At 61.0% G+C, this 24711-nt stretch carries 17 protein-coding genes; 11 read left to right on the top strand and 6 right to left on the bottom strand.

The annotated features are described in order from the left end of the window. Positions 1-21 precede the first annotated feature (21 nt). The 4 genes from P775_RS00875 to P775_RS00860 all read left to right on the top strand — a co-directional run bounded on the left by P775_RS00875 (position 22) and on the right by P775_RS00860 (position 10410). Positions 22-7206, top strand: coding sequence for a hypothetical protein (locus P775_RS00875; RefSeq protein WP_099909191.1), 7185 nt, complete (start codon positions 22-24; stop codon positions 7204-7206). A 546-nt stretch (positions 7207-7752) separates the two neighbouring features. Next, positions 7753-8616, top strand: coding sequence for an ABC transporter permease (locus P775_RS00870; RefSeq protein ID WP_099909190.1), 864 nt, complete (start codon positions 7753-7755; stop codon positions 8614-8616). A gap of 25 nt (positions 8617-8641) precedes the next feature. Further along, the gene (locus P775_RS00865) at positions 8642-9667 is read left to right on the top strand and encodes an ABC transporter substrate-binding protein (protein ID WP_099909189.1); all 1026 of its coding nucleotides are present in this window, start codon (positions 8642-8644) and stop codon (positions 9665-9667) included. Then, positions 9664-10410 carry an ABC transporter ATP-binding protein gene (locus P775_RS00860; protein ID WP_180287269.1) on the top strand — a complete coding sequence of 249 codons (747 nt, stop codon included), beginning with the start codon at positions 9664-9666 and terminating at the stop codon, positions 10408-10410. Before P775_RS00865 ends, P775_RS00860 begins: the two co-directional genes overlap by 4 nt. A gap of 80 nt (positions 10411-10490) precedes the next feature. Here the strand turns inward: P775_RS00860 and P775_RS00855 are convergent, their stop codons facing one another. From P775_RS00855 to P775_RS00830, 6 genes are all read right to left on the bottom strand, one after another. Next, positions 10491-12923, bottom strand: a complete 2433-nt coding sequence (locus P775_RS00855; RefSeq protein WP_099909187.1) for a membrane-bound PQQ-dependent dehydrogenase, glucose/quinate/shikimate family — start codon at positions 12921-12923, stop codon at positions 10491-10493. 471 nt (positions 12924-13394) lie between these two features. After that, on the bottom strand, positions 13395-14144 hold the full coding sequence (locus tag P775_RS00850) for an SDR family oxidoreductase (RefSeq protein WP_099909186.1): 750 nt from the start codon (positions 14142-14144) through the stop codon (positions 13395-13397). Further along, positions 14144-15070: a dihydrodipicolinate synthase family protein gene (locus P775_RS00845; RefSeq protein WP_099909185.1), complete on the bottom strand. Its 927-nt coding sequence runs from the start codon at positions 15068-15070 to the stop codon at positions 14144-14146. The genes P775_RS00850 and P775_RS00845 overlap by 1 nt, the downstream gene beginning before the upstream one ends. A 93-nt stretch (positions 15071-15163) precedes the next feature. Next, positions 15164-16378 (bottom strand): pyridoxal phosphate-dependent aminotransferase, encoded by a 1215-nt coding sequence (locus P775_RS00840; protein WP_099909184.1) that lies wholly within the window; start codon positions 16376-16378, stop codon positions 15164-15166. A gap of 19 nt (positions 16379-16397) precedes the next feature. Further along, entirely contained in the window at positions 16398-17264 is an 867-nt protein-coding gene (locus P775_RS00835) for a D-amino-acid transaminase (RefSeq protein WP_099909183.1), read from the bottom strand. A 3-nt stretch (positions 17265-17267) separates the two neighbouring features. Next, positions 17268-18047, bottom strand: coding sequence for a LamB/YcsF family protein (locus tag P775_RS00830; RefSeq protein ID WP_099909182.1), 780 nt, complete (start codon positions 18045-18047; stop codon positions 17268-17270). Between the two features lie 128 nt (positions 18048-18175). Between P775_RS00830 and pxpB the strand changes: the two genes are divergently transcribed. Genes pxpB through P775_RS00795 form a run of 7 tightly spaced genes read left to right on the top strand, consistent with a single transcriptional unit; the run spans position 18176 to position 24709 of the window. Then, on the top strand, positions 18176-18934 hold the full coding sequence (pxpB, locus tag P775_RS00825; protein WP_099909181.1) for a 5-oxoprolinase subunit PxpB: 759 nt from the start codon (positions 18176-18178) through the stop codon (positions 18932-18934). Further along, on the top strand, positions 18931-19995 hold the full coding sequence (locus P775_RS00820; protein WP_099909180.1) for a 5-oxoprolinase subunit C family protein: 1065 nt from the start codon (positions 18931-18933) through the stop codon (positions 19993-19995). The genes pxpB and P775_RS00820 overlap by 4 nt, the downstream gene beginning before the upstream one ends. After that, positions 19992-20657 carry a GntR family transcriptional regulator gene (locus P775_RS00815; protein ID WP_099909179.1) on the top strand — a complete coding sequence of 222 codons (666 nt, stop codon included), beginning with the start codon at positions 19992-19994 and terminating at the stop codon, positions 20655-20657. The genes P775_RS00820 and P775_RS00815 overlap by 4 nt, the downstream gene beginning before the upstream one ends. Beyond that, entirely contained in the window at positions 20654-21616 is a 963-nt protein-coding gene (locus tag P775_RS00810) for an NAD(P)-dependent oxidoreductase (RefSeq protein ID WP_099909178.1), read from the top strand. Before P775_RS00815 ends, P775_RS00810 begins: the two co-directional genes overlap by 4 nt. Continuing rightward, a complete protein-coding gene (locus tag P775_RS00805) occupies positions 21613-22890 on the top strand; it encodes a hydantoinase/carbamoylase family amidase (protein WP_099909177.1) in 1278 nt (425 codons plus the stop codon). The genes P775_RS00810 and P775_RS00805 overlap by 4 nt, the downstream gene beginning before the upstream one ends. After that, positions 22887-23522 (top strand): GntR family transcriptional regulator, encoded by a 636-nt coding sequence (locus P775_RS00800; RefSeq protein ID WP_099909176.1) that lies wholly within the window; start codon positions 22887-22889, stop codon positions 23520-23522. Before P775_RS00805 ends, P775_RS00800 begins: the two co-directional genes overlap by 4 nt. A gap of 8 nt (positions 23523-23530) precedes the next feature. Further along, positions 23531-24709 carry a M24 family metallopeptidase gene (locus P775_RS00795; RefSeq protein WP_099909175.1) on the top strand — a complete coding sequence of 393 codons (1179 nt, stop codon included), beginning with the start codon at positions 23531-23533 and terminating at the stop codon, positions 24707-24709. The last annotated feature ends 2 nt before the right edge of the window (positions 24710-24711 follow it).

The following is a 24711-nucleotide window of genomic DNA, read 5'->3' as shown; positions in this document are numbered from 1 at the left end:
TTGCACAATGGGAGAAGAGAATTGGCAAACGACGAAGGCAAGATACGCGTCACTGCTAAGGTCAATCTGACCCTGGGCGACCCCAATGACGGGTTTCACCTGCAGGCGCAGCTGCAGGCCTTTGGTGGGCCGATGTCTTTTTCCATCGCGTCACGCGACAGTTTCTCGTTCAAGCAGATGTGGGACCTTGCGGGGAGTGCACTGGACGACACGTTTGACGTTTCGCTGCCCACGATTCCCGAAGGGCCGTGGGACGTCTTTACCAACGCGCAGCTTTACCCCTCGTTTTGGTTCGAACCCGGCGGTGACAAGCCGAACATGCAGTTCATGCTGACCTTCAAGAACGAGATCAAGGTCGGCGGCCCTTCGAAGATCGGGCCTGTCGATATTCTGATCGAACCCAGTTTCACCGTCAAGGCGCTGATGGTCGGCTATAGCCCGCAGGGTGGTCTGGGGGTTTCCGCTTCTGTCGAAATTCCTACAACCACCAAGGATGGTGCCGGCGGCACGGTCACAAAAGTTGTGGATTACCCCTTTCCGGTGCCGGCGCAGAAAAGCAGCCCAACCTTGAAGGTGCATTACCTTGGGCTGGGTCAGCGCATCGGGCCAAAACCGGTCCTGAACACAAACAGCGAAAGCCCGCTGACGGAGATCTTTGACAAGATCGAAAAGACCTTTACCGTCAACGACCCAAAATCCGTGCTGACCGATCTGGCGGAGAACTATTATGACACCAGTCTGGGCTGGTTCATCGCCGCCGACATCGAAATCAAGGCGTTTCGTATCAAGGTGCTGTTCAATGATCCCGCGATGTATGGGCTTGAGATCACCGTTGCGGATGATCCGCCCACCTTCCTGTCGGGGCTGAGGTTCGAAATCCTTTACCAGCGTATTGGCCCCAACCTTGGGGTCTACTATGCGGCCGTCGAATTGCCGACCGCCATGCGGCGCATCCCGATGGCCGGGTTTGTTCTGGTGCTGCCGGGTTTTGCGCTTTGGATTTACACCAATGGTGATTTTCGGATCAATGTCGGCTGGCCGGTGGGACAGAATTCGATCGGGATCAGTTGGCAAATCCTGACCGGCTGGGTCGGTTTTTACTTTGCCAAGCTGCGCAGTGGCAACAATCCCGGCGCCAACCCGACTGTGCAGTTCAATCCAATCCTGGCACTGGGGATCGGATTCCGGCTTGAAGCGGGGATCAGCATCGACGCTGGCGTGTTCTCTGCGTCGCTGTCGATTTCGGTCACCGTCACCATGCAGGGGCTTTTGGCCTGGCGCGAGGGGCATTCGGTCGCGAGCGCACCCGAGGCCTACTGGTTTGCCGGCACTTTCGAAGTGCAGGTGCTGATCAAAGGTGCCGTTGATTTCAAGGTGATCAAGGCCTCGGTCACGATCAGTTTCTCGTTCAAGGCCGAGATCGCCTTGGAAAACGGCTATGGCACGGAACTGTTGATCAATGCACAAGTCACGGCACGCGCCAGCGTCAAAATCGTGTTCTTTACGGTTCATTTCTCTTTCCACACATCCATCACGCACAAGGTGACGCTGACCTCTGGGGCGGCGGGGATTGCCTCTGTCAAAGGGCCGCAGCAGGCGGGGTTGAACGGGCTGTTGAGCGCGGCCGAGAATCGGGTGTTGGAACAGGTCGCTCGCAGCGGGGCCAAAGCGCAACCGGCATTGCGTACAGAGCTGCCGCCGCTTTTCCCGCCACCTCGGTTGGCACCAGAAATCCGCAGCATGGATGCGAGCATGTTGGCGCGGACAACCGTTTCGGACCGCGTGACGGTGCATGCGAAATTCGCGCTTCAGGGTACGGCGCTATACGGTGCAACGCCCGCCGACGATACATTTGGCGCTGTCGGTCTGTTGCTGTTGGGGGGGCGCGATCCGGGCAGCACCGCACAAGCCGAGACACGCACCGATTTCGAAGATATGGTTGCGCGGATGGTGTGCTGGTTGCTTGGCGATCAGGACGAGACATTCACGGTCGATGACAGGTTGTCTGACCGTCTGCGGGCCTTGCTGAGCACGTTGAAATCCACCGATGCGATGGATTTTGCGGTCACCATAAAGCAGTTCTTCATCGACAAGGTGACGTTCAGCATCACCGGGGTCGATGGCGCGGTGATGCCGAGCGAAGAGGATGTCACAAAAAGCTGGACCGCACTTCCGATGTTCGATGTGCTGACCCTGACCACAAACGGCATCCCGCGTGATTTCAACAGCTATCAGCCGATCCCGGACAACTATGAAAAAGCGGTCGATCTTTATTTCGAAGGATTGAGCCTTTTTGGCGATCAGGCCGATGATGGTTTTGCGGCCCGGGCCGTGCAGCCCGAGGCTGTCAAGACCATGGCCGGGTTCCTGTTAGCTGACTATTATCTGATGCTGGCGCAGCATGCGATCACCGATCTGCATGATGCCGCGCTTGCCTATGAAAAGAAGACCGCGCCCCAACCGCCAGAAGAGTCTGATATCCAAGTGCCCGACCCCGAGCAGGTTGAGCTGGACGCCTTGCTGGAGGCGTTCGATTATGCATCCTGTGCGGGCTTTGTGTCGCGCGCCCTGTTAGGGGGGCAGCAATTGCCCGATCCCGCGCAGGTGCCCGATACGGTCACACCCGAAAACATCCACAACGTTCCGACGGGCGCAATTTTTGCCCTTTCAGGTCAGCAAAGTGCGGTTGTGGCGACCGGCGCTGCACAGACCGTGACAGCAACCCTGACGATCAGCGAAGGGGTGAATGCGCCCGCCTGGCTTGAGCTGATTGGTGGCGTGGACGCTGCCCCTTTGACCGCCACCCTGCCGCTGCCCGAAAGTGTTCCTGCAAAACCTGTGCCGGACTGGACTGGCACAGGGCTGGTCACGATTCCTGACGGTCTGCTGCCCGCAGGCGATGCCGGCGCAATCGCGTATTCTCAGCTGTCCCCGCTGGCTGAAGTGGCCATGCGCCTGACGACCCGCAATCAGACCGTCTGGACGGCGAAGGGTGGGACGCCGAAAGCCATCGTGCAGCTGCCGACCCCGCTTCTGGCCCTTGCAAACACCCAGGAGGCCCTGTCCGCCACCTTGGAAATTGCTCAGGATCCCGGCAGTGCGACGCCCGCAGTTGCAGCACCGGGTATGGGTGGGCTGATGTTCGATTTCCCTGTTGCTCAGGTGAATACAGGTCAGCCGTCCGCGAGCGATGACATGGCCGAGTCCGGCGTTGCACCCAACCTCTATCAGATCTGGGCGACTGATGATGTGTCGCGCAAACGTATCCAGCAGGTGATCGAGGCACAGCTTTCGGTCAAAATCACGCTCTTGTATGTGGATGCGGACGGCGAGGGCGTGCAAAGCGATGATCTGGATGCGGGCGTGCTGTTGTCGCGCGCGAACCTGTCCACCGAAAATCAGGCCAAGGCGGTCTCGAAAATGCTGATTGCACGCAGCGGGGCAGAGGGTAGTGACCCGTCGTTCGCGCTGCTGGCGGAGGATCCGCTGGGTTTCCTGCGTCTGATCTGGGAAGTGTCGGTGGTGAACGCCACAGGCTTTTACTTGTTCTACCGCACCAAAAACGGAGATGGCCTGCCGTCGCGATTGTTTGCGCAGTCGGGCACAACTCAGGACAGCCCCGGTCCGGCCCCGATAGATGGAACCAACGGTCAGACCGCCAGTTTGCGCGTTCTGGTCGAATTTCAGAGCACAGCCACAGCCAGCGTTCCGCTGCCCGCCCCTAGCAATTGCATCATCTCGGAGGCGCTGGTGGAAAAACCCGCCGCGATGAACCTCTTTGCAGCGGGAACTGCGCTGAATTCCTGGCATTCGCGCCTGAGTGCTGGCGAATTGGGTTTTGAGCTGGAGTGGGACGGCCAGAACGCGGCAGAGCCTGTCATAGGCCAGATCAACCCTGCGGCGCTTTATCAACTGATCCAGTTCAATGTTCAGGGCCAATCGGGCAAGGCGGGCGAAATCTGGAGCTTGCCGCTTTCGCCTGTGCAGGACACCAGTGCTGATGATCCTGACACGACCCCCGATCTGGCGGCGCCTGCAGGAACGCAGCTTTATCGTCAGGCGTTCGAAGCATACCGTTTCTTGAATGAGGCCCTTGTCGCCGCCGATGCCGAAAACGTCTATGCTCTGGCCGGAGCGGAGGTGGGATTACAATATCGACTGACCGATATCTTCGGCAACGCCCTGCCTGCCCAGGCGCGGGCAACGGAAACCGGCGTCTATCACGATCCGCTTTTCAACGTGACGCAATGGCCGATGGTGCAGGCATCGCATTACTTCACCACTCCGATTGATGGCAGCACGGATCACGCACTGATGGTGCTGTGTATGGCCTTTGATACCAAAGGGCTTGACGCACTGGTTGACACTGCGCTGGAACAGGCGGCCCTGAGCGGCGGTGACAGTTCTGTTCAGCTTGTATCGCTGGCGCGGAAATACGCGCTGATTCTGGATCAGCTTACGGATCCGGGGACCACGCATCTGTTGAGCTCGTCCCTGCTGGACGACGCTGATGGTATGGACGTGGCGCCGCAGCTTATTGATTTTGCGCGGAAGATCCTGGATCTGATTAATGCGCATCTGAGCGGTGCCGTGCCGGTGAACGCCCGGCAAGAGGTTGATCCGCTGGGTATTTCGCTGCAAACGCGGGTGCCCTTTTCCACCGTTGCTGGCCTGCCGGACAATATCCTGCCCGTCACTGTCGGCATCACTGCCCGGCGTCATGCGAACCTTGCGCCAGATCTGGAAGAGAGATTGCCCGAAGCGGTCGTGAGCACCGCCGACATTGTCCCACGCCGGGGTGAAAGTTTCCCGGACATGACCAAGCCACGCACGGACGGGATGCTGTGTCCGCCAACCTCGGATGAGCAGAAAGGCACGTCATCGCTGATTGTTTATGCGCGCAATTTCGAGTCTGGGTTCAAGGGGTTCAATGGTCAGGGCGGCATGCTCAAACTTGCAGAGCGCGCCGGTTTGGTCGCTGATACGGATAGCGATGAGGTCCAGACACTTTGGGCGGTACGCTTTGCCGACAGTTCGGAAAAAGATGCGCCGCCTGCCGCTGGAATCCGCGCAGAGTTTGACCCGGAGCAGATCACATATTTCGCCTTGCCGCCGCTGAATATCGAACCGATCAGCCGGGCGGTGGATCATGTCACCTATAATGCGATCGACATGGACCAATGGTCGCGCCAGACCTTTAGCGCGATCGACAGCCTGTTTGAGCCCGCCCTGAACGTTGCCATCGCCCAGCTTGCCGCCTTTTCGCCGCTGGTGCCCGATGTCGAGGGCGCGGGCGAACATGTGCCTTCTGATGTGCTGAGCTCTGCCAAACGCGTGATTTCCAAGGCCATGTCGCAAACGCTGGAGCCGATTCTTGTGGACGCGCCTGTGGGCGAACAGAGCCGCGCGGCAGAGCAATTGGAACAGGCAATGCTGACGCGCCTGTCGGCGGCTTATGCCGTGTCCACGGTGTTGCAGGTGCCCGCAGTTGTCTCCGTGCGCAATTCCGCTGGTGCTCTTGATTCCGGGGCGCAGCGTCCGCCAGAGCTTTTTGGTCGGGTGGGGCCGCCGCTGACAGATGGCAAAAGTGGCGCCACTGCAAAGGTCTATGATCTGAGCGGCGGACGGCTGGATGTGTCGAATGGCACGCAATGGGCGACCGTGATGGTCAGCGTGACAGATCAGGGTGCGCAGCGTTCGCTTGAACTGCCATTGGAATATAGCATCAGCGCCTTGCAGCACGACTTTGAATCCGGGGATGCATTCGAGGGCTACATGCCGTCGGCATGGCTGAGTTTCGTGCTTCCGGGCGATGTGCTCAATATTGCGATCACGGGCCAGATGCCTGTTTCGATCCCGATCCCGCTGCCATTCGAGCCGTCTGCCCCCAGCCTCACCACTCAGGCGGCTGCGGGTACGGACATGAGCTGGAAACCGGGGGATGGGCTGAGCGCGCTGATCGAGGACGCCCTGAAGTGGCGCTATCAGGTGGGCATGCAGGCGCCGATTGTGGCGCAGGATCAGCTGTATCTGGATGCGATCTTTGGCACCGGCCAGGTGGCGCCGCATGTCAATGGCGCGGGGAATGTCAATCCTGTCAACTTGCCGCTCTTTGATGCGATGGCGCGTTTCCTTGCGGGCTGGGCGGAGTTCGCAAAGAACATCCCGTCAATCCTTGCGGCGGCAAGCACCAATCCGCCAGACGAAGCAGCGCAAAAGGCTGCCGGGGCGCAAATTTCGCAGATCACGACATTGATCCGCGATATTGCCGTTGCCTGGAATACGCGGGTGATCGAAACGCGCAGTGTTGAGGCCGAACCCGAAGTGATTCACTATCGCCTGCGGATTGAGCGTGACAAGGACACTCCGGATGATCTGAGGATGACCTTTGCGGGCTGGACGCTTGTCACTGGGGAGGTTGTCAAACCGGGGCGGTGGCCGGTTATCAGCTTTGTCCCGCAGTCGGGCGGCAACAGCCTTGATTCCTGGAAGGTTGATGGCGACACCGCCCAACGCATCGACGAAAACGGGCAGCCGTGGTGGGTCGTGAGCCAGACCGTACCGGCACACGTCTTTCCTGAATATTTCCTTTTCGACTGGGACGGTCTGGATTTGAGCAAGCGTCAGTTGGGCCGTGTGCAGACATGGGTCCGCCGGAATGCGGAACTGGTCGCAGATCACGAAACCTCTGCGGCCTTTGTCTACGAGACGGACGCCGTGAGCTTTGCCAGCCCGGGGATACCGCTGATCGACCGCAGCAACCTGCCCGACGTGCCTGTAGACCCCGACAGCACGCTTGTGTCAGTCTTGACGTCGCTCCTGGAACCGCTTGATTTCGGCGATCCAGCGCAGGAGCCGTTCATTCGCTTTCATGCGGAGCTTCGATATGATCTGAGCACGCCGCCGGGGGGTAGTGGAAAACCGTTGCAGGCGACCTATCCGCTTCTCCTGCTTCCCAATCTGGTCTTGGGCGACGATGTTTCCGAAAATAATACGGTCACTCCGCAGATTGCTGCCCAGCAGATCGCCGCTGCGCTTGCAGTTCGTTATGCGATGTTTGCAGGCCGTGACATGCAGGTGTATCTGGTGCTGTCGCTGACGCTATTCGGCTCTGAACAAGGTCAGCAGGTGCCCCTGATCAATATCGCGGGGCTGCCGCTTGACGTGACCAAGGTGCCAATGACGTGGTGGACGGCGCAAAGCTAGACCCGACACAGCGGAGGATGATGTCGGAAACGTTCATCTGATCACCACCAGTGGCATAGGTCGGGGTGCGCACGACAATGCCGAACCTTGATCCGTCCTTGCGCCGCTGCAGAATGGATGGCGCGTTTTGCGCATCACGATGGCAGCCTGCCAAGGCGTGTCGCTGATGTCGTTGAGGGTCGTGCCACCCATGCTTTTGGAATGGGCGTTCAGGGTGCCCAGAGGCAAAGCCATTCTGCCAGTTCAAGGACGCACGAGCAGCCAGAGCGGCCCCGGCTGCCAGCGCACTCGCCGCGGGGACCGGTCTGCGATATGCACCGTCACCGAACCCGCCAGCTGCCTCGCGTGAAAAAGACGGGCAATCACTAGGATCGCGCGCGTCTTCGTCGTTTGTCTTCAAATCAGACGATTCATCGATCCAGGTTGAGATCTCTGTCCTTCCCGCCTAAAAGTCGCCATCTGAAATCTGGGTGGCTGTTCGCTCTGGGCTCAGTCATGCGATTGGGATGTTCCTGATTTGCTATCGTGTAGGATTCGCCCCTGATCATGTCGCGTCTGAACCGCAGAAATATCGGGGCTGTCTGGCTGCATCGCACCAGACGTGAAGCCCGGCAGGCAGTGTCAGACCTTGGCTGGCTGGCGGACATTCCTTTTTACATCTGGCTTAGGCTATTGCTGATTCCGGCGCTCATAACCCTGTGGTCGATACTCGCACATATGGCGCCTGATGGGTTTCTGGCGGGACCAGAGCTGACAGTCAGGGCCTTTTTTTTGTTGCTAATGGATGATCGGCGCGACTTTCTGGTGGCGCTTGGTTCGACGCTGATGACCTACTTTGGCGGCATCGCACTGGCAGCTCTTGTAGGCATCCCGCTCGGCTATGTTCTGGGCGCGTTCCGAACACTGGGGCGGAGCAGTGCGCCCTATCTGCATGGGATGGCGGCAACACCCGTTGTGGCGCTGGTGCCACTCATCATTCTGCTTCTCGGCCTCGACTGGCAGGCCAAGGTCCTGATCGTGTTTCTGTCTGCGGTGATGCCGATCCTGATCAACACCCAAGCCGGTGTCCAGCGAACGGATCCGGAGTTGCTGGAAATGGCGCAGGCATATGGACTTTCTCCGTTCGGGCGGTTGCGCCATGTCTATATGCCGTCTGCTTTTCCGTCGGTCATGGCCGGGATGAGGCTGGCGGCTGTGGTCGGGTTGTCAGCTTCGGCTATTGCAGATCTTTATACGGCCATGACCGGCCTCGGTGCGCTGCTTCAGGGGTATGGTAACAGCTATCGCATGGACCGCTACTTTGCAGTTGTCCTGACCTATTTCATGATAGGCGCGGTCACGACCGGTCTGCTGACCTGGATTGAACGACGCCTCACGCCTCCGGGGGCACGACAACGGCTGACCCATTAGCCGCACTGAACTGAAAAGGACTTCCATGTACGCGCTTCTCAAGAAACTGGCTCTGTGTTCGGGCTTCTGCCTTGTTGCATCCGCAGGGATCGCCGAACCCTTCCGCATCATCGTGACGGGGACCGAGACGCCGCTTGTTCCAAACTCGATCCTGTTTCTGAGCAAGAGCGAGGGCTACTTTGACCGGGCAGGAGTGGATGTGGAGCTTGTCGCGGCCGCGCAGACACCCATGGCTGTCGCAGCGCTGCGCGCAGGGCAAGGCGAAATGGCCAATATCTCGCTCGACAGTGTGATCTCGTTGCACCGTGAAGGGGTGGAGGACGTGATCGCAGTACATTCGTCGGACAAGGCAATCCCCTTCGTGATCGCGGCGAAAAAGGATGTGACTCTCGCGGATATGGCCGGCGCGGTCTATGGGATCGGGCGCATGCGCAGCCTTGATCACGAGATGTCGAGCCGGGTGCTGGAAGCATCCGGCGTGAACGTGGATACGCTGAAACTGGTACCACTGGGGAACCCGCAGACACGGGCTCAGGCGCTTCTCGCCGGGCGCATCGACGCAACGACGTTGTCCATCGGCAGTTTCCTCGCCATGCCCGGACATGAGAACTTCAAGCTGCTGGTCGATGCCGATGCGTTCTTTGCGCTCGTGCCGATGGTGAGCAAGGTGAATGTGGTCAGCACGGAAACACTGGCAACACATGGCGACCAGGTGACAAAGGTGCTGGAGGCACTGACGTTGGCAGCGCGGGATTATGCGCAGGATCCGGAAAAATGGGTTGCGGCCATGCTCAAGGCGCGTCCGGATGTTTCGCGCGACACGCTTGAAGCGCTGGCGCAGACGTACAAAGCCAGCTGGACGGTCAACGGTGGTTTTCAGTTCGATGAGCTGCTGTTCTCTGCGCGCAATACACAACATACGTTCAAGCGCGAAAATGGAGAGGATACGCCGTTCCGTGTCGAGCTTGAGAACTGGGCAGATTTCAGGCCCATGGATGCGGTGCTGGAAAAGATCGGCACATCCACACTGGGCGACAGGGTCAGCCGGTGAGTGAGCGCCTTGTCACTCTGAGTGGTCTTGGACACAGCATTGAGGGGCAAAAGGTGCTCGATAGCATCTCTTTCAGTCTGGATCGCGGCGAACATGTCGCGATCCTTGGCCCGTCTGGTTGTGGAAAGACAACGCTGCTGCGGCTGATTGCGGGTCTCGTTCCCATACAACAGGGTCAAATCGAGATGCAGGGACAAGTGCCCCGTGCTGGCCGGGACAACGTCGTGATCTTTCAGACGCCGCGCCTTTTGCCGTGGCGCACCGTGTACGACAACATTGCGATCGCGCTGGGACAGCTTCCCCCGGCTGAGCGGAGGCAACGGGTGTCCGGACTCTTGGCGCGGCTGGGGCTTTCCTCACGTGGCGACACCTGGCCGGAACAACTTTCTGGGGGGATGCGTCAGCGTCTCGCACTGGCGCGGGCACTGGCGATGAAGGTTCCACTTTTGCTGCTGGATGAGCCCTTTGCGAACCTCGACCCCTTGGCCCGCGAGCAGATGCAGGAAGAGTTGCTGAGCCAGGCGGACGCAGAAGGCAGGGCTTTCATCACCGTCACCCATTCGGTAGACGAAGCTTTGGCGCTTGGTGATCGCATTCTGCTTATGCAGGCCAAGCCGGGCCGGATCCTGCGGGAGTTCACGCCAGGACTGCCGGGCAGGGGTGGCGCGCGTCGTAAGGCTGCAGACTTTTATCCCACGCTCGCAAGGATTTCGGACGCATTGCGCGCCGCTGCCGCAGCGTAGTCGCATCCCTCTGGCACAAATGAGAAACGGCACGCAATTTTGCGTGCCGTTTGCCGTCTTGCTTGCTTTTTGGCGCGGGGTCAGTCGAGCGTATAGGCGATGACGGAATCCCCAGGCGTGGTGCCCAGCGATCCGTGACCCCCTGCAGCGATGACGATGTACTGTTTTCCGTCCTCACCGCGATAGGTCATTGGCGTCGCCTGGCCACCGGCGGGCAGATGCATTTTCCACAGCGTTTTGCCGGTCTGCATGTCATAGCCCCGGATGATGTCATCCAGCGCTGCACCCGTGAAGGCGACGCCGCCCGCAGTGGTCAACGTGCCGCCATGGGCCAGCATTCCCATCTCGAACGGGATGGGGAACTTGATGCCAGCGATCTTCTGTCCTGCGACGGTCCCGTTGCGATACTTCCACGCGGTGGAGCCATCGGTCAGGTCGACGCCGACACGTACGCCCCAAGGCGGCGTGTTGCAGGGAACACCCAGCCCCGAGCGCAAGTGCTTGATCGACACGGCATAAGGCCCGCCGAGGTTTTCGTTGCCGGGCTTGGATTCACCTGCCGCACCACCGTTGGAGAACATGCGCTTGTCATAGTCGCCTTCGGGACGCGGGAACAGCTGATAGCGATAGCCGAGGTATTGCGGAGTCGCGATCATCCAGTGATTGACCGGGTCAACCGCAACAGAACCCCAGTTGAATACCCCGATATTACCGGGCCAGACCAGCGAGCCGGTCTTTGTTGGCGGCGTGAACGGATTGCCATCGTAGCGAATAGAGCGATAGTCGAGACGGCACTGGATCTGATCGAACGGCGTGGTCCCCCACATGTCGGCCTCGGTCAGCGGGGCGGGCGTGAAGGTCAGGGATGACATGGGCTGAACCGGGGAAAGCTGCTCACCCTCGATATCAGTCTCGGTCGAAACCTTCATCTCTTTCATCGGCAGGATGGGATCGCCGGTGCGGCGGTCCAGAACCCAGATGTTGCCAATCTTGGTGGGCACCAGAATGGCGGGAACATCTTCGCCGTTGTGGGGCAGGCTTAGCAGAACCGGCTGCGAAGGGATGTCGCGATCCCAGAGATCATGTTTGGCGGTCTGGAAATGCCAGACCATCTGCCCCGTCTTCAGGTCCAGCGCGGCGAGCGCATCGACCATCTGTTCTTCAACTTCCGAACGGCTGATGCCGACCTGGTCAGGTGACGCATTGCCAAAGGGAATATAGACCAGCCCGAGGCCCTCGTCGGCCGAAAACTGCGTCCATGCAACGGCCGAGTTCGGTTCGTACATCTCGCCCGGTTGCAGCGGAGCGGTTTCGTCCGGCTTCTTCGCGTCGAATTTCCAGATGATCTGGCCGGTGCGCACGTCATAGGCACGGATCACGCCCGACGGGTTGTTTTCATAGTAGTTGTCGGCAATCGCACTGCCAAGGACGATCAGATCGTCGGTCACAAGCGGAGCCGAGGTTTGCTGGTATGTCGCGCGTTCAAGATTGGGCATCTGTGCCTTCAGATCGACGTATCCGTTGTCCCCGAAGGTGGAGCAAAGTGCGCCGGTGTCGGCATTGACAGCGTAGAGCCGCGCATCCACAGACGATGCAACGATCCGGCGCGGACATTCAGCGATTGAGGCCTCTATCGCCTGAACTTTGGCGGGATCGGCATCGGCGGGGGCCGCATAGCCGGTCGAGTCATTATAAGACACGCCACGGCATGTCTGGTGCTGATATTGCGGATCACGCTCCATTTGCGGATCAAAGGACCATGCAAGATCACCAGTGACCGGATCAAGGGCCTGGATTATGTTGTGCGGCGTGCAGAAATAGAGCAGGCCATTGACCTTGATCGGTGTCGCCTCGAAGGTATATTCGCCCGAATCCTCATCTGCCTTGCGCAGATCGCCGGTGTGGTGTTCCCACGCAACTTTCAGACCCGATACGTTGCTGGTGTTGATGTCCGACAGGGCGGAATAGCGCTGGCCCAGGTTGGTGCCGCCGTAGGCGACCCAGTCTTCGGCCGGGTATGCGACGCCGCTGGGGTCGACCGCGGTGTCCGAGGCATCGGCGACCGGTGTCAGAGTGCCCTGCTTTACGACTGGGTCTACAAACCAGGAAACAAGACCCAGAACAATGATGGCCGCTACGACGGCGCGCAAAGCGAAGGGGCCGCTCGTGAGCGCAGGCTTCCAGCTGCGCAGAGGTGCATCGCGCAGGCTCTTGACCACGGGCGGCAGGCAAAGAAGCAGGCCGAGAAAGACGATCAGCGCGCCGCGCGGGATCCACTGCCATTTGTCAAAGCCGACCTCGTAGAGCGTCCAGATGAAGGACACCACGAGTGTCAGCGCATAGATCCAGAGGCCGTTCTGGCGGCGCCGCATCATCTGCAGCCCCGCGATCAGCAGACCTAAGGCCATGATGACGTAGAAGGGGCTTCCGCCGACCAGGGCGAGTCGTCCGCCATAGTAGAGGATTGCGGCCCCCAGCAGTGCGGAAAGCAATCCGCCAAACTGTGCTAACATTCCGTTATACTCCGTTGTTTTCAAAGGATGGGGACTGGCCGGCGGAAAAAACATTCTGCAACACCTAGTCGCGGTCGCCCTTGCCCCGCGTATACGTCCACCCCTTGGTATATGACAGTATGCCGCACTCAATTCATGCCGGACATGCGCTGAGCGACTAGCTGCCCCCGGCTGCCGGATGATCTTGTCCGGTGCCGTCAGTCTGCGGGGCATTTCGCTTGCCGGTATTTGGCAGCGGTGGATTCAAAGGCATTGGAAAAATCAGTTTTCCGTCAAGGGCGCCCGCGACAGTTACGGGGAAAAGCAGTGCGTCACTGCCTGAGCAGGTCAAATTGTGAACAGATCGCTTCTGAACCCGCCTTGGCACTACCTTGGGGTATTCCGGTTACGGCAAAATGCATCATCACAGTGACTGCCCTTGCAAGTTTCAAGGGCAGTCCAAAAGTGGCAGTATGGTCTAGAGACCTCTTGTCAGAGGCCCTTGATCATGCCCCCATCCACCCGCAGCATTGCGCCGGTGACATAGGCCGCCTGTTGTGAACACAGAAAGCCGACCAACGCGCCAAATTCCTCGGGCTTGCCATAGCGGCCCAGAGGAATGGTCTTGCGGCTTGCCTCCTGCACGGCAGTGAGCGATGCGCCGGTTTTGTTGGCCTTGATCCCATCCAGCTGGGCCAGTCGGTCGGTGGAGATACGGCCAGGCAGCACCATGTTGACGGTGATGCCCTGCGGCGCGACCTCTTCGGCCAGAGTCTTGGACCAGCCGGCAATGGCACCGCGCACACCGTTCGACAGGGCGAGGTTGGGAATGGGCTGAACGATGCCCGAAGATCCTATGGTGACGATCCGGCCCCAGCCTTTGGCAATCATTCCGGGCAGAACAGCGTCGGTGATGGCAAAAATGGGTGTTGCCATCGTCTCGAACGCGATCTGCCAGGCGGCGATGCTTTGGCCCTGTGCGGGACCCGCGGCGGGACCACCACAATTGTTCACGAGGATGTCGACCGGCTTTTCTTCAAGGCGCTGGACAAGTGCGCTGACGCTGGCGGGGTCAGACAGATCCAGCACCAGTCTTTCCATGTTTTCCCCAAGCGCTTCGCCACTGCGAGAGGCGGCGATCACATGCGTGCCTTCGGCCGCCAAGATCGCCGCAGTTGCGGCGCCAAGTCCACGGCTCGCGCCCAGGACCAGCGCTGTCTTTCCAGTGAGACCAAAATCCATCAGTTCAGTTCCTTCAGTCGTTTTTCTTGCCGGGCAAGCAGGCGCTCGATCTCGGCGGTGGCTTCGGGGGCCAGACTCGCGCCCGGCGCGCGCAGCGCCGCAGAGGTGATCGCACCGCGCTTGGCCAGCACATATTTGCGCACGGCAAGGCCCGCGCCCGGTTGCTGCTCGTAACGCACCAGCGGCAGATGAGCGTCAAAGATATCCTGCGCGCGGTCCATGTCGCCAACACTACTCAGCCGTACGACATCTGCCAGCATTTCGGGGTAGCCAAAACCGGTCATCGCGCCATCTGCGCCACGCGCCATTTCTTCGGGCAGGAACACCCCGCCATTGCCGCATAGGATCGAGATGCGTCGCCGTCCGTCAGCTTCGGCCTTGCGCAGTCTGGTGATCTTGGCAAGGCCCGGCCAATCCTCATGCTTGAGCATGACCACCTGTGGAATATCGTCGATGATCCGGCCCAGTACCTCGTCTGAGATATGGATGCCGGTTGAGAGTGGGAAATCCTGAAGCACAATTGGAACATCCGCGCCCAGAGTATGTGCGACCTGCGCGAAATAGGTGTGAATCTGCGGATCGGTCCTGAGCGACCCCGGCGTTGTGACCATGCATCCCGCCGCGCCCATGTCCATCACGGCGCGTCCCAACTCGCCAATAGCAGCAAGGCCTGGGGCTGAGACACCAACAACGACGGGCTTGCCTGAGGCCCGTTTGATCACCCGCTCGGCGACGGCGCGGCTTTCGGCCTGAGTGAGTTTTTGCGCCTCGCCCATCATGCCAAGAATGGTCAGCCCGTCGGCGCCCTTGTCAAAGTAGAAATCCACCACCCGGTCGAGACTGTCGAAATCGATAGCACCGCTGTCGGCAAAGGGGGTCACAGAGATTACATAGACGCCCTTGGCGTCTGAGGTGAGCAGTGTCATTTCCTGTATCCTTGTTTTAAAATCACGGTGTAGCGTCCGGATGTGTAAACGGTGAAACTGCTGCCCGACGGGCACGCAGACAGGCGGGAGGGATTAGGCCGGAACCGGCATCTCAAGCCTGCTCAGGGCGTCGCTTGCCCGGTTCATGGCCTCTTTCAGACGCGCATCGTCCAGCGCATAGGCAAGTCGAAGATGGCCAGGCATGCCAAAAGCGGAGCCTGGCACCACGCCGATCTGGCCCTGCACCAGCAGAAAGTCAGCCACATCCATGTCGGTTTTAAGCACATGGCCGTCCGGCGTGCGCGCGCCGAAAAGACCGCTGCAATCGACAAAGACATAGAAACCGGCAGGCGGAGTCGGGGCGGTGAGGCCGGGCATGTCCGCAATTGCCGAGATGACGATATCGCGGCGGGCTTTGAGCCGGGCGTTGCGCTCGGGCAGAAAATCCGGTGCCTCGTTCAGCGCGGCCACGGTTGCGGCCTGCGAGATCGCAGATGCGTTGGAGGTGCTTTGGGATTGCAGGATGTCCATGGCGCGCACCAGCCATTCCGGCCCGGCGGCATAGCCAAGGCGCCATCCTGTCATGGCATAGCCCTTGGACACACCATTGACGGTCAGAATCCGGTGGGCCAGTGCGGGTGCGACCTTTGCCGGGGTGGCAAAGGTGCCCTCATGGACGATCAATTCGTAAATGTCATCGGCCATGATCAGCGTGTCATGACTGGACAGCACCTCGCAGAGCGCGGCGATATCGTTTTCCGAGTACAGCGCGCCGGTGGGGTTGTTGGGCGAATTGAGGATCACCCATTTGGTTTTGGCGCTCAGCGCTGCGGACAGCACCTCTGGCGTCAGCTTCCAGCCCTCTGCCAGTGTCGTGGGTGCGATGACCGGCGTGCCACCCGCGAGGCTGACCATGTCTGGATAGCTGACCCAATAAGGCGCGGGGATGATCACTTCGTCGCCCGCATCAAGCGTCGCGAACAGGGCGTTGAACACCAGCTGTTTTGCGCCATTGCCCGCGATGATCTGTGACGGGTTGAAACGCAGACCATTTTCCCGCTCGAACTTTAGGGCGATGGCGGCTTTCAACTCGGGCGTGCCAGAGCTGGCGGTGTATTTGGTCTGCCCGTTGCGGATCGCGGCGATGCCCGCCTCTGCGATGTGGTCGGGTGTTGCAAAATCAAGTTCGCCCTGTCCGAGGCTGATGATATCATGCCCTTCGGCCTTCATATGCTGAAGTTTCAGGGCAAGCTCAATGGTGGGTGAGGGGTGGACGGCAGACATCCGACTGGCAAGATAACGTGTCATGGGTGGGATCCTTGGAAGGTCAGGCGGGGGCAAGCGCGGTGGCCCGCTGCGTTGCGATATATTGCTGGCGCAGCTGCTGGGTGAGCGCGCCGGGATGACCGTCGCCGATCACCACATCGTCAACACGTACCACCGGGACGACAAAATTGGTGGCCGAGGTGATAAAGGCTTCGCGGGCGGCGCGCGCCTCGTCCGGGGTAAAGGCGCGCTCTTCGATTTCGATGCCGTGGCTCTGGGCCAATTCGAGCACAGAGGCCCGTGTCACGCCAGCCAGCAGCGCATGTGACAGATCCCGCGTCACGAGCCGACCGTCGGTCGTGATGATATGGGCGGTGGCAGAACTGGCCTCGGTCACAAATCCGTCTTCGTGCAGCCAAGCGTCATCTGCGCCACGGGACCTGGCCTCCATCTTTGCCATCGAGGGATAGAGCAACTGCACAGTCTTGATATCGCGGCGTCCCCAGCGCAGATCTGGCAGCAGAGCGACAGAAATGCCTGTCTCGGCCGCGCGGTTGTTCAGCACATCTTTGGCTTGGGTGAACATTACCAGCGTCGGCGGCGTATCCTTGGGTGGGAAGACAAAATCGCGCTCGGCGACACCACGGCTGAGCTGAAGATAGATCAGACCGCTTTGCATCTGGTTGCGGGCAACGATTTCATGGTGCGCCTTCAGCAGGGCGTCATCATCCAGCGGCAGGGTCAATCCCAGTTCTGACGCCGAACGCCGCAGCCGGGCAGCATGTCCTGCGTAGTCAAGCAGCATGCCGTCAAGCACGCAGGTCACCTCATAGATCGCGTCGCCCATGAGGAAGGCGCGGTCAAATATCGACACTTTTGCAGCGTCTTCGGGAAGCCATTTGCCGTTCAGATAGACAGTTCTGGACATGGCTCAGCTCCGTCCAGGGGTAGCAAAGGGCGCGATGGTCACGCCGTTGTCTTCCAATGCGTTGCGCAGTGCGGCAGCGATCTCGGGGGCGCCCTGTGTATCACCGTGAATGCACAACGTCGCAGGTTCGACCGGCAGACGCTTGCCGCCAGTCGTAGGAATGCGCTTGTTCAGTACCATTTCAAGAACCTGATCGATGCTTTGCTGGATGTCGTGGATCACTGCGCCGGGTTGGCTGCGCGGCGTCAACTCGCCGGTGTTGGTGTAACTGCGGTCGGCGTAAATCTCGCAGGCGACCGTCAGTCCGGCCTTTTCGGCGGCGCTGTAGGTTTCGGAATAGGGCAGAGAGACATAGACAAGAGAGCGGTCCAGCGAAGCCACGGCGCGTGCGCAGATGGCGGCAAGCTCCGGGTCGATGGCGGCCATGTTTCCCAGAGCGCCGTGAGTCTTCACATGGGTCATGGGGTGGCCCTCGGCGGCGGCCATACCCTGCATTGCGGCAATCTGATAGATCAGCTGCGCTTCAAGGTCCTCCGGCCGTTCGCCCGAGATTCGGCGGCGCCCAAAGCCATAAAGGTCCATGAAGGACGGATGCGCCCCAACGGCGACGCCTGCCTCCTTGGCAAGCTGGATGGTGCGGCGCATGACCACCGGATCACCCGCATGAAAACCGCAGGCCACATTCGCCGTTGTCACGGTTTTCATCATTTTGGCATCGTCGCCGATGGAATAGGCGCCGAAACTCTCGCCCATATCGCAGTTGAGGTCCATGATGACCGTCATTCGCTCGCTCCCGGTGTTGGATCGTCCAGCTCTATCAGAGTGCTGGAGTGGGTCAGATGTTTGCTTGGATTGCATATCGGATACAAGTGGTATACTGAAATTGCAAGCAAGGCAGGAAAGGTTTTTGAATGGGCACCCTCGCGCATGAGAAAAGCGGTGGAACCGCTGCGGTACCGGTCTTTCTGGCCGTTGGCGACTCTGCGCTTGCCGTCCAGTTTGGCGAGGCTGTCGATCCCGAGGCGAATCGCAAAGTGATCGCGCTCGCAAAGGCTCTCGATCTGCATCCGATCACCGGAGTGGTCGACTCTGTGCCGACCTACCGGTCGTTGCTGATCTATTACGATCCCGCTTGTCTGCGCGGCGCCGCGCTTGAACAAGCCCTGAAGGTGCGCCTTGCGCAGCTTGAGTGTTCGGCTGAGGTGGCGCGCCTGTGGCAGGTGCCGGTTGTTTACGGCGGGGCAGTCGGAATGGACCTTGCTGTGCTTTCTGAGGAAAAGGGGATGAGCGCTGAGGCGTTGATTGCCCTGCATGCCAGCGCCGAATATCGCGTCTATATGATCGGCTTTGCGCCGGGGTTTGCCTACCTTGGCGGGTTGCCCGATGCATTGCACACCCCGCGCCTGCACATCCCGCGCCAGTCGATCCCGGCGGGTGCTATTGGTATTGGTGGCCAGCAGGGCAGTATCAATTCGATCGCTGGCCCCTCTGGTTGGCGCTTTGTCGGCTGGACGCCCTGGCGCGCCTTTGATCCTGAGCGCGCAGCGCCCTTCCTGTTTGCGGCGGGGGACCGGCTGCGCTTTGTTCCTGTCTCCGCGTCAGAGGGGGCGCGCATCGCCGAAGACATTGCTGCCGGGCGCAGGAGTGCGACACCTGAGGTGGCACAATGAGCCTTGAAATCCTTTCGGTCGGGCCGATGCTGTCCGTGCAGGATCACGGGCGCCACGGACACATGCGGTTTGGTGTGCCCCGTTCTGGTGCGATGGATCGCCCCGCCATGGATCTTGCCAACGCACTTTGCGGAAATCCGCTTCACAGGGCTGCGCTTGAATTCACCGCGCTCGGGGGCAATTTTCGCGCGGGGCGTACCATGCGCATTGCGGTGACGGGCGGTGATTGCGAAATACGGATCGGCCAGCGGGTGCTGGCGGCGGGCCAGAGCCATTCCGTATCGGTGGGTGACGTCGTGAAGATCGGTGCGCTGAAAGGGGCCACTTGGGGGTATCTGGCCGTATCCGGGGGAGTCGCCGTGCCCGAGGTACTTGGTGCGCGGGCAACGCATCTTCGCTTTGCGCTTGGCGGTGTTGAGGGGCGCGCCCTGAAGGTGGGCGATGTGCTGCCCCTGGGCGAGGATGACGGCAGCACTCTTTGCTTACGCCTGCGCGATCCCATGCCACGTCCGGGCCCACTGTCGCCCGAACGCCCGATCCGCGTGGTGCTTGGCCCGCAGGATGATCATTTTGCCGCCGAGGTGCTTGCCCGGCTTGGCAGCGCCCGTTTCACCGTCACGCCAAAGCGCGACCGTATGGCGATGGTTCTGGGCGGCGCCACACTGCCTGCCGCACGGGGGCATGACATCGTGTCGGACGGGATCGTTGCGGGGGCGATTCAGGTGCCGGCATCAGGGCAGCCCATGGTGCTGATGGCCGATTCACAGACCACCGGAGGATACCCAAAGATTGCCACGGTCATCTCTGCCGATCTGCCGCGGCTGGCCCAGATGCCGGTTGGCGCAGAGCTGCGCTTTGAGGTTGTCACGCGCGACATTGCCGAGGATATCTTGCTGGCAGAGCGCGCCCGCATCCGCGACTGTCTTGCCGGACTGGTGCCCGCCAGCGGCGCGCTGCTTGGATCGGGTTTTCTGCTGTCGTGCGATCTTGTGGGGGGTATCGTTGATCCCGAGGCTGTGATGGGGCGGGATCTGGAGAGATTGGAGGGGGAGCAGACATGAGTGGGATGAACCTTGCGGCGACCGCCTATCGGGAGCTTATCAGAAGGATCTTTGAAGGCGAGTTGAAGCCCGGGGATACACTGCAGGAATCCCTGCTCTGCACGCAGCTTGCCATGTCTCGTACCCCGATGCGTGAGGCCATCGCGCGGATCCGCAGCGAAGGTTTGGCCGAGCAATCCGGCCGGTTCCTGCGCGTGCGCCGCATCAGCGCGGAAGAGATCGATGAGATTTTTTTCCTGCGCCGGACACTGGAGCCTGCCGCCGTGCGCGCCGCCACCGGACGGCTTCTGCCCGAGCAGATCGACGGGCTGGAGCGTGAGGTGCGCGCGCTCATCGACGGGGATGCGGCCAGAGACGATATGCAATGGGAGGTAGATCGCGCCTTTCACGGCACAATTGCGGCGGCTGCCGGCAATCCCACAGCCGCCAAGGTCATCCGAGATCTTCAGAGGCGCACCTGCATTTTTGATCACCGGATCTTGCCGGAGCGCTTTCTGCGGGGGTGCGAAGAACATATGGGCCTGCTTGACGCCATTCGGCGGGGTGCCCGGGATGAGGCTGCGGCCCTGATGGCTGCGCATCTCGATCATGCCCGCGACGCAATCTTTGATCGTCTGGACAAGGCCCAGATCGCTCTCTCTCACAAGGGTATCCGAACATGAAATGTCTTATCGTTCAGCCTGTCCACGAAGACGGGCTCGCGCTTTTGCGGCGCAGTGGCATCGAGCCGGTTGCCTGCAACGGCACGGATCCGGCCAGCATTGCCCGGGACGTGCTGGGCTGCGATGCGGCGATCACACGTGATGCGGGCTTTCCGCGTGAGGCGTTCGAGGCCGCAGACCGGTTGCGTGCCGTGGTGGTGCATGGCACCGGGCACAACGCGGTCGACAAGGAAGCAGCGCTCGCGCGAGGTGTTCTGGTTGCAAATACACCTGGAGCCAATGCTCAGTCGGTTGCGGAACTAACGCTTGGTCTGGCTCTGGCCCTTGCACGCGGCCTGCACGTGGCAAATCAATGGGAGCGCGATGGCAGGGCGGGCTTTCGCGAATCCACGCAGTTTGCAGAACTCTCGGGCAAGACGGCGCTTGTGGTGGGCTGGGGCAGCATCGGCAGCCGCTTTGGCCAGATGGTGGCCAGTGCATTCGGGATGCGGGTGCTGGTGCATTCCCCCCGTGCCCGCGACACCGGCAGTTTTGTCCGTGTCGATCACCTGGAGGATGGGTTGGCAGAGGCAGATCTGGTGACGCTGCACACGCCGTTGCGCCCCGAGACGCATCACATGATGAGCGCCGCGCGCCTGGCCGCGATGAAGCCCGGAGCGCTTCTGGTCAACGTGGCGCGCGCCGAGCTTGTGGATGAGGCGGCTCTTGCCGCAGCGCTGGAGTGCGGTCAGATCGGTGGCGCCGCGCTTGACGTCTACAGCCTCGGTGCACCACGCGGGCCGCTGGCCGAATTTCCGAACGTCATCTTCACGCCCCATCTTGGCGGCACCACCGAAGAAGCGCTGCGCCGTGTGGCCCTGGGCGCGGCAGGTCACGTGATAACCGCACTGACTGGGGGTATCCCGGACACCGCTCTTACCCCGCTCGCCGCACCAGCCTCACAGGAGGCAAGCGCATGAGGGACGTTCCAACCGTTACGCCGCCACGCGAGGTCATTGCCAGAACGATTTCGCGCGTTCTGGCACGGGTCAATGCGATCTCGGCAGCTGGGCCGGGCTGGACGCGGCCCGCCTACAGCCCGCTGGAGAGTCAGGCCCATGCGGTCATCGAGGATGAAGTCAGGGCGCTTGGCTGTAGCGTCCGGCGCGACGCGGCGGGGAACCTTTTTGCCACTCTGCCGGGGCAGGATCGCATCGCACGACCACTTTATATAGGCTCGCATCTCGACACAGTCAGCCAAGGCGGCGCCTATGACGGGCAGGCGGGGGTTGTTGGCGCATTGGCAGTGCTGGCGGCGTTCCGTGCGGCAGACATCATTCCGCCAACGGATATTATCCTGATCATCACCCGCGCCGAGGAAAGCGTCTGGTTTCCAGTGTCCTACGCAGGATCGCGCGCTGCTCTGGGGCGGCTGTCGCCCGAAGATTTCGAGGCGCCGCGGTCGGATACTGGGTTTTCGTTGTCCGAACATATGGCCATGGAAGGGTACGACTCCGGGGCGGCGCGCGCACTTACCCCGCCAGCACCGGCGCGATTTCTGGAATTCCATATAGAGCAGGGTCCGGTGTTGCATGACGCGGGCGAACCCTATGCAATTGTCGATACGGTACGCGGCGGATTGCGCTATCGCACTGCGCAGGTGCATGGCACCTGGGCCCATTCCGGCGGCGCCCCACGCGGTAGCCGCGCCGATGCAGTGGTTGCGCTGGCCGAGCTGATCCTGCGGATGGATGCGGTGTGGGAGAAAATGCTGGGCGAAGGCCACGATCTGACCGTCACCTTTGGCAAGGTCGATGCAGCTTCACCGCAACATGCGATGGCGAAGGTTGCGGGTCAGGCGGCGTTCTGTCTGGATCTGAGATCGGATATCACCGCCACGCTTGAGGCTGCGAACGCGGCTTTGCTGGAGCAAATCATGAAGATCGAAAGTATGCGCCCCGGTATCCGCTTTGATCTTGGCGTGCAGAGCCGCTCGGCCCCGGCGCGGCTGTCGTCCGCTATGGCCGCGTTTGTGGCTGTGGGCGCTGCAGCGCAAGGGGACAGCCCAAGATACATGCTGTCGGGTGGAGGACATGACGCCGCGGCCTTTGGCGCTGCGGGCTGGGACAGCGTGATGGTCTTTATCCGCAACTGGAACGGCAGCCATTGCCCGGAAGAAGCCATGGACGAGGAGGATCTGGCCCGCGCCGTGGCTGCGGTCTTTCTTGCCATTGTGCAGGAGGGCGCGGGGTGAGCGGGGCAACACTGGCAGAAACGGCATATGAACAGATCCGCGATGACATCGTCGCCGGGCGTATCCCGGGCGAAACGGTGCTGTCCGAGCGCGCGCTGACCGAGACACTTGGCGTTTCGCGCACACCATTGCGCGCGGCGATTCAGCGGCTGGAGAACGAGGGCATCGTGGACCGGCTGAACAACGGCGTCGTGCTTGTACGCTCTGTCACGGTCGAGCAGCTTTTGCAGATCGTGCAGTTGCGTCAGGCGCTGGAACGGGCCGCCGCAGGGCGCGCGGCGCGGCATGGCACCACCAAGGCGCTGACGCAGATCCGCGCCCAGATGCAAGAGATCGTTGAGGGCACAGTGACCACTTTTGATACCTTTTGGGAAGCCGATGGCGCCTTTCACCGCGCTGTGGCCGAGGCGGCGCATCTTGTGATCCTCCCCTCTATTCTGGAGGAGCAGCGCGCAATTGCGCGGCGCTGCTCGCTGACGCGAACCTATGACACTTTCGTGGACCAAGCGCGCGAACATGTGCAGATCGCAGATGCCATCGCCGAGCATGATTCCGAGGCAGCAGAAGCCCTGATGGCGGCGCATTTCGACCATGTGCGTACGCGCTTTCTTGGTACGTTTTCCACAAGCTGAGGACCAATATGGACCAGATCACAGAGCCCCCGGCGTCCTTCGCAGGCAGTGCCGCTGTTTTTCCGCCTGCGGAATTCAGGGTCCGGGCCGCCACCCTTCAGGCGCGCATCCGCGCCGAGGGCGCCGATGCGCTGCTGCTGACCGGGCCGGAGAATATCTTCTGGACCTCCGGTCGGCAAACGGCCGGCTATTTTGCCTTTCAGGCGCTCCTGTTGCCAGCCGAGGGCGCGCCGGTGCTGCTGGTGCGCCAGCTTGAAGAGACCGGTGCGCGGAGCGACATCTGGTTTCCGGACATCCGCATCTGGCAGGATGGACAGGATCCGGTGGCAGAACTGGCGCGCCTTGTGCTGGGGCAGGGTGTTCGGCGCCTCGCGGTTGAGCGTTCGGGCTGGTTTGTCAGCCCGCAGATGATGGTCAGTATCGAGACGGCGCTGTCTGATGTTGTGTTGCTGGACGGTTCGGGCTGGACCGAGCGCTTGCGGGTGGTGAAATCCGCGCGGGAGCAGGACGCAATCCGCCAAGCGGCACGCTATGCCGAAGCCGGTATGGCGGCGGCGCTGGAGGCGTGCCGCGCCGGGGCCAGTGAAAACGAGGTTGCCGCTGCGATGACCGGCGCTGCGATCCTTGCCGGGTCCGAGGCGATGGCCATGGAGCCGCTTGTCAGCTCTGGCCCGCGTTCGGGCATTCCCCATGCAACCTGGCGGCGGCGGCGCATAGAACCCGGTGACGGTGTGTTTCTTGAACTCGCCGCCAGCCATGATCGCTATCATGCTGCGCTGATGCGCGCCGTGTGGATCGGCACGCCGCCGGAAGAGGCGCAGCGGATGATGGACACCAGCCTCAGCGCGCTTGATGCGGCCCTTGGCGCGATGCGGCCGGGTCAGCCCTGCGCCGCCGCGCATGCGGCCGCACAAAAGATCATTGACGCGGCAGGCTTTACCACGGCGTTCCGCAAGCGGGCCGGATATTCGATGGGGGTGGCCTTTGCCCCGGACTGGGGCGAGGGAGCGATCCTGTCGATTTTCACCGGCATCGAGACGTTACTTGAACCCGGCATGGTATTTCACCTGCCGATCACCCTGCGCGATTATGGCCGGTTCACCGTTGGTGTTTCGGAAACTGTGATCGTAACTGAAGCCGGGGCGCAGCCGCTCTCCACCCTGCCGCGCCAGATCACTATACGCTGACA

Origin of the sequence: Puniceibacterium antarcticum, assembly GCF_002760615.1 — a bacterium.
In the GTDB taxonomy this organism is placed as follows: Bacteria; Pseudomonadota; Alphaproteobacteria; order Rhodobacterales; family Rhodobacteraceae; genus Puniceibacterium; species Puniceibacterium antarcticum.
Note: the sequence above shows the minus strand (reverse complement) of the source record. Positions and strands in the feature narration are given on the sequence as shown.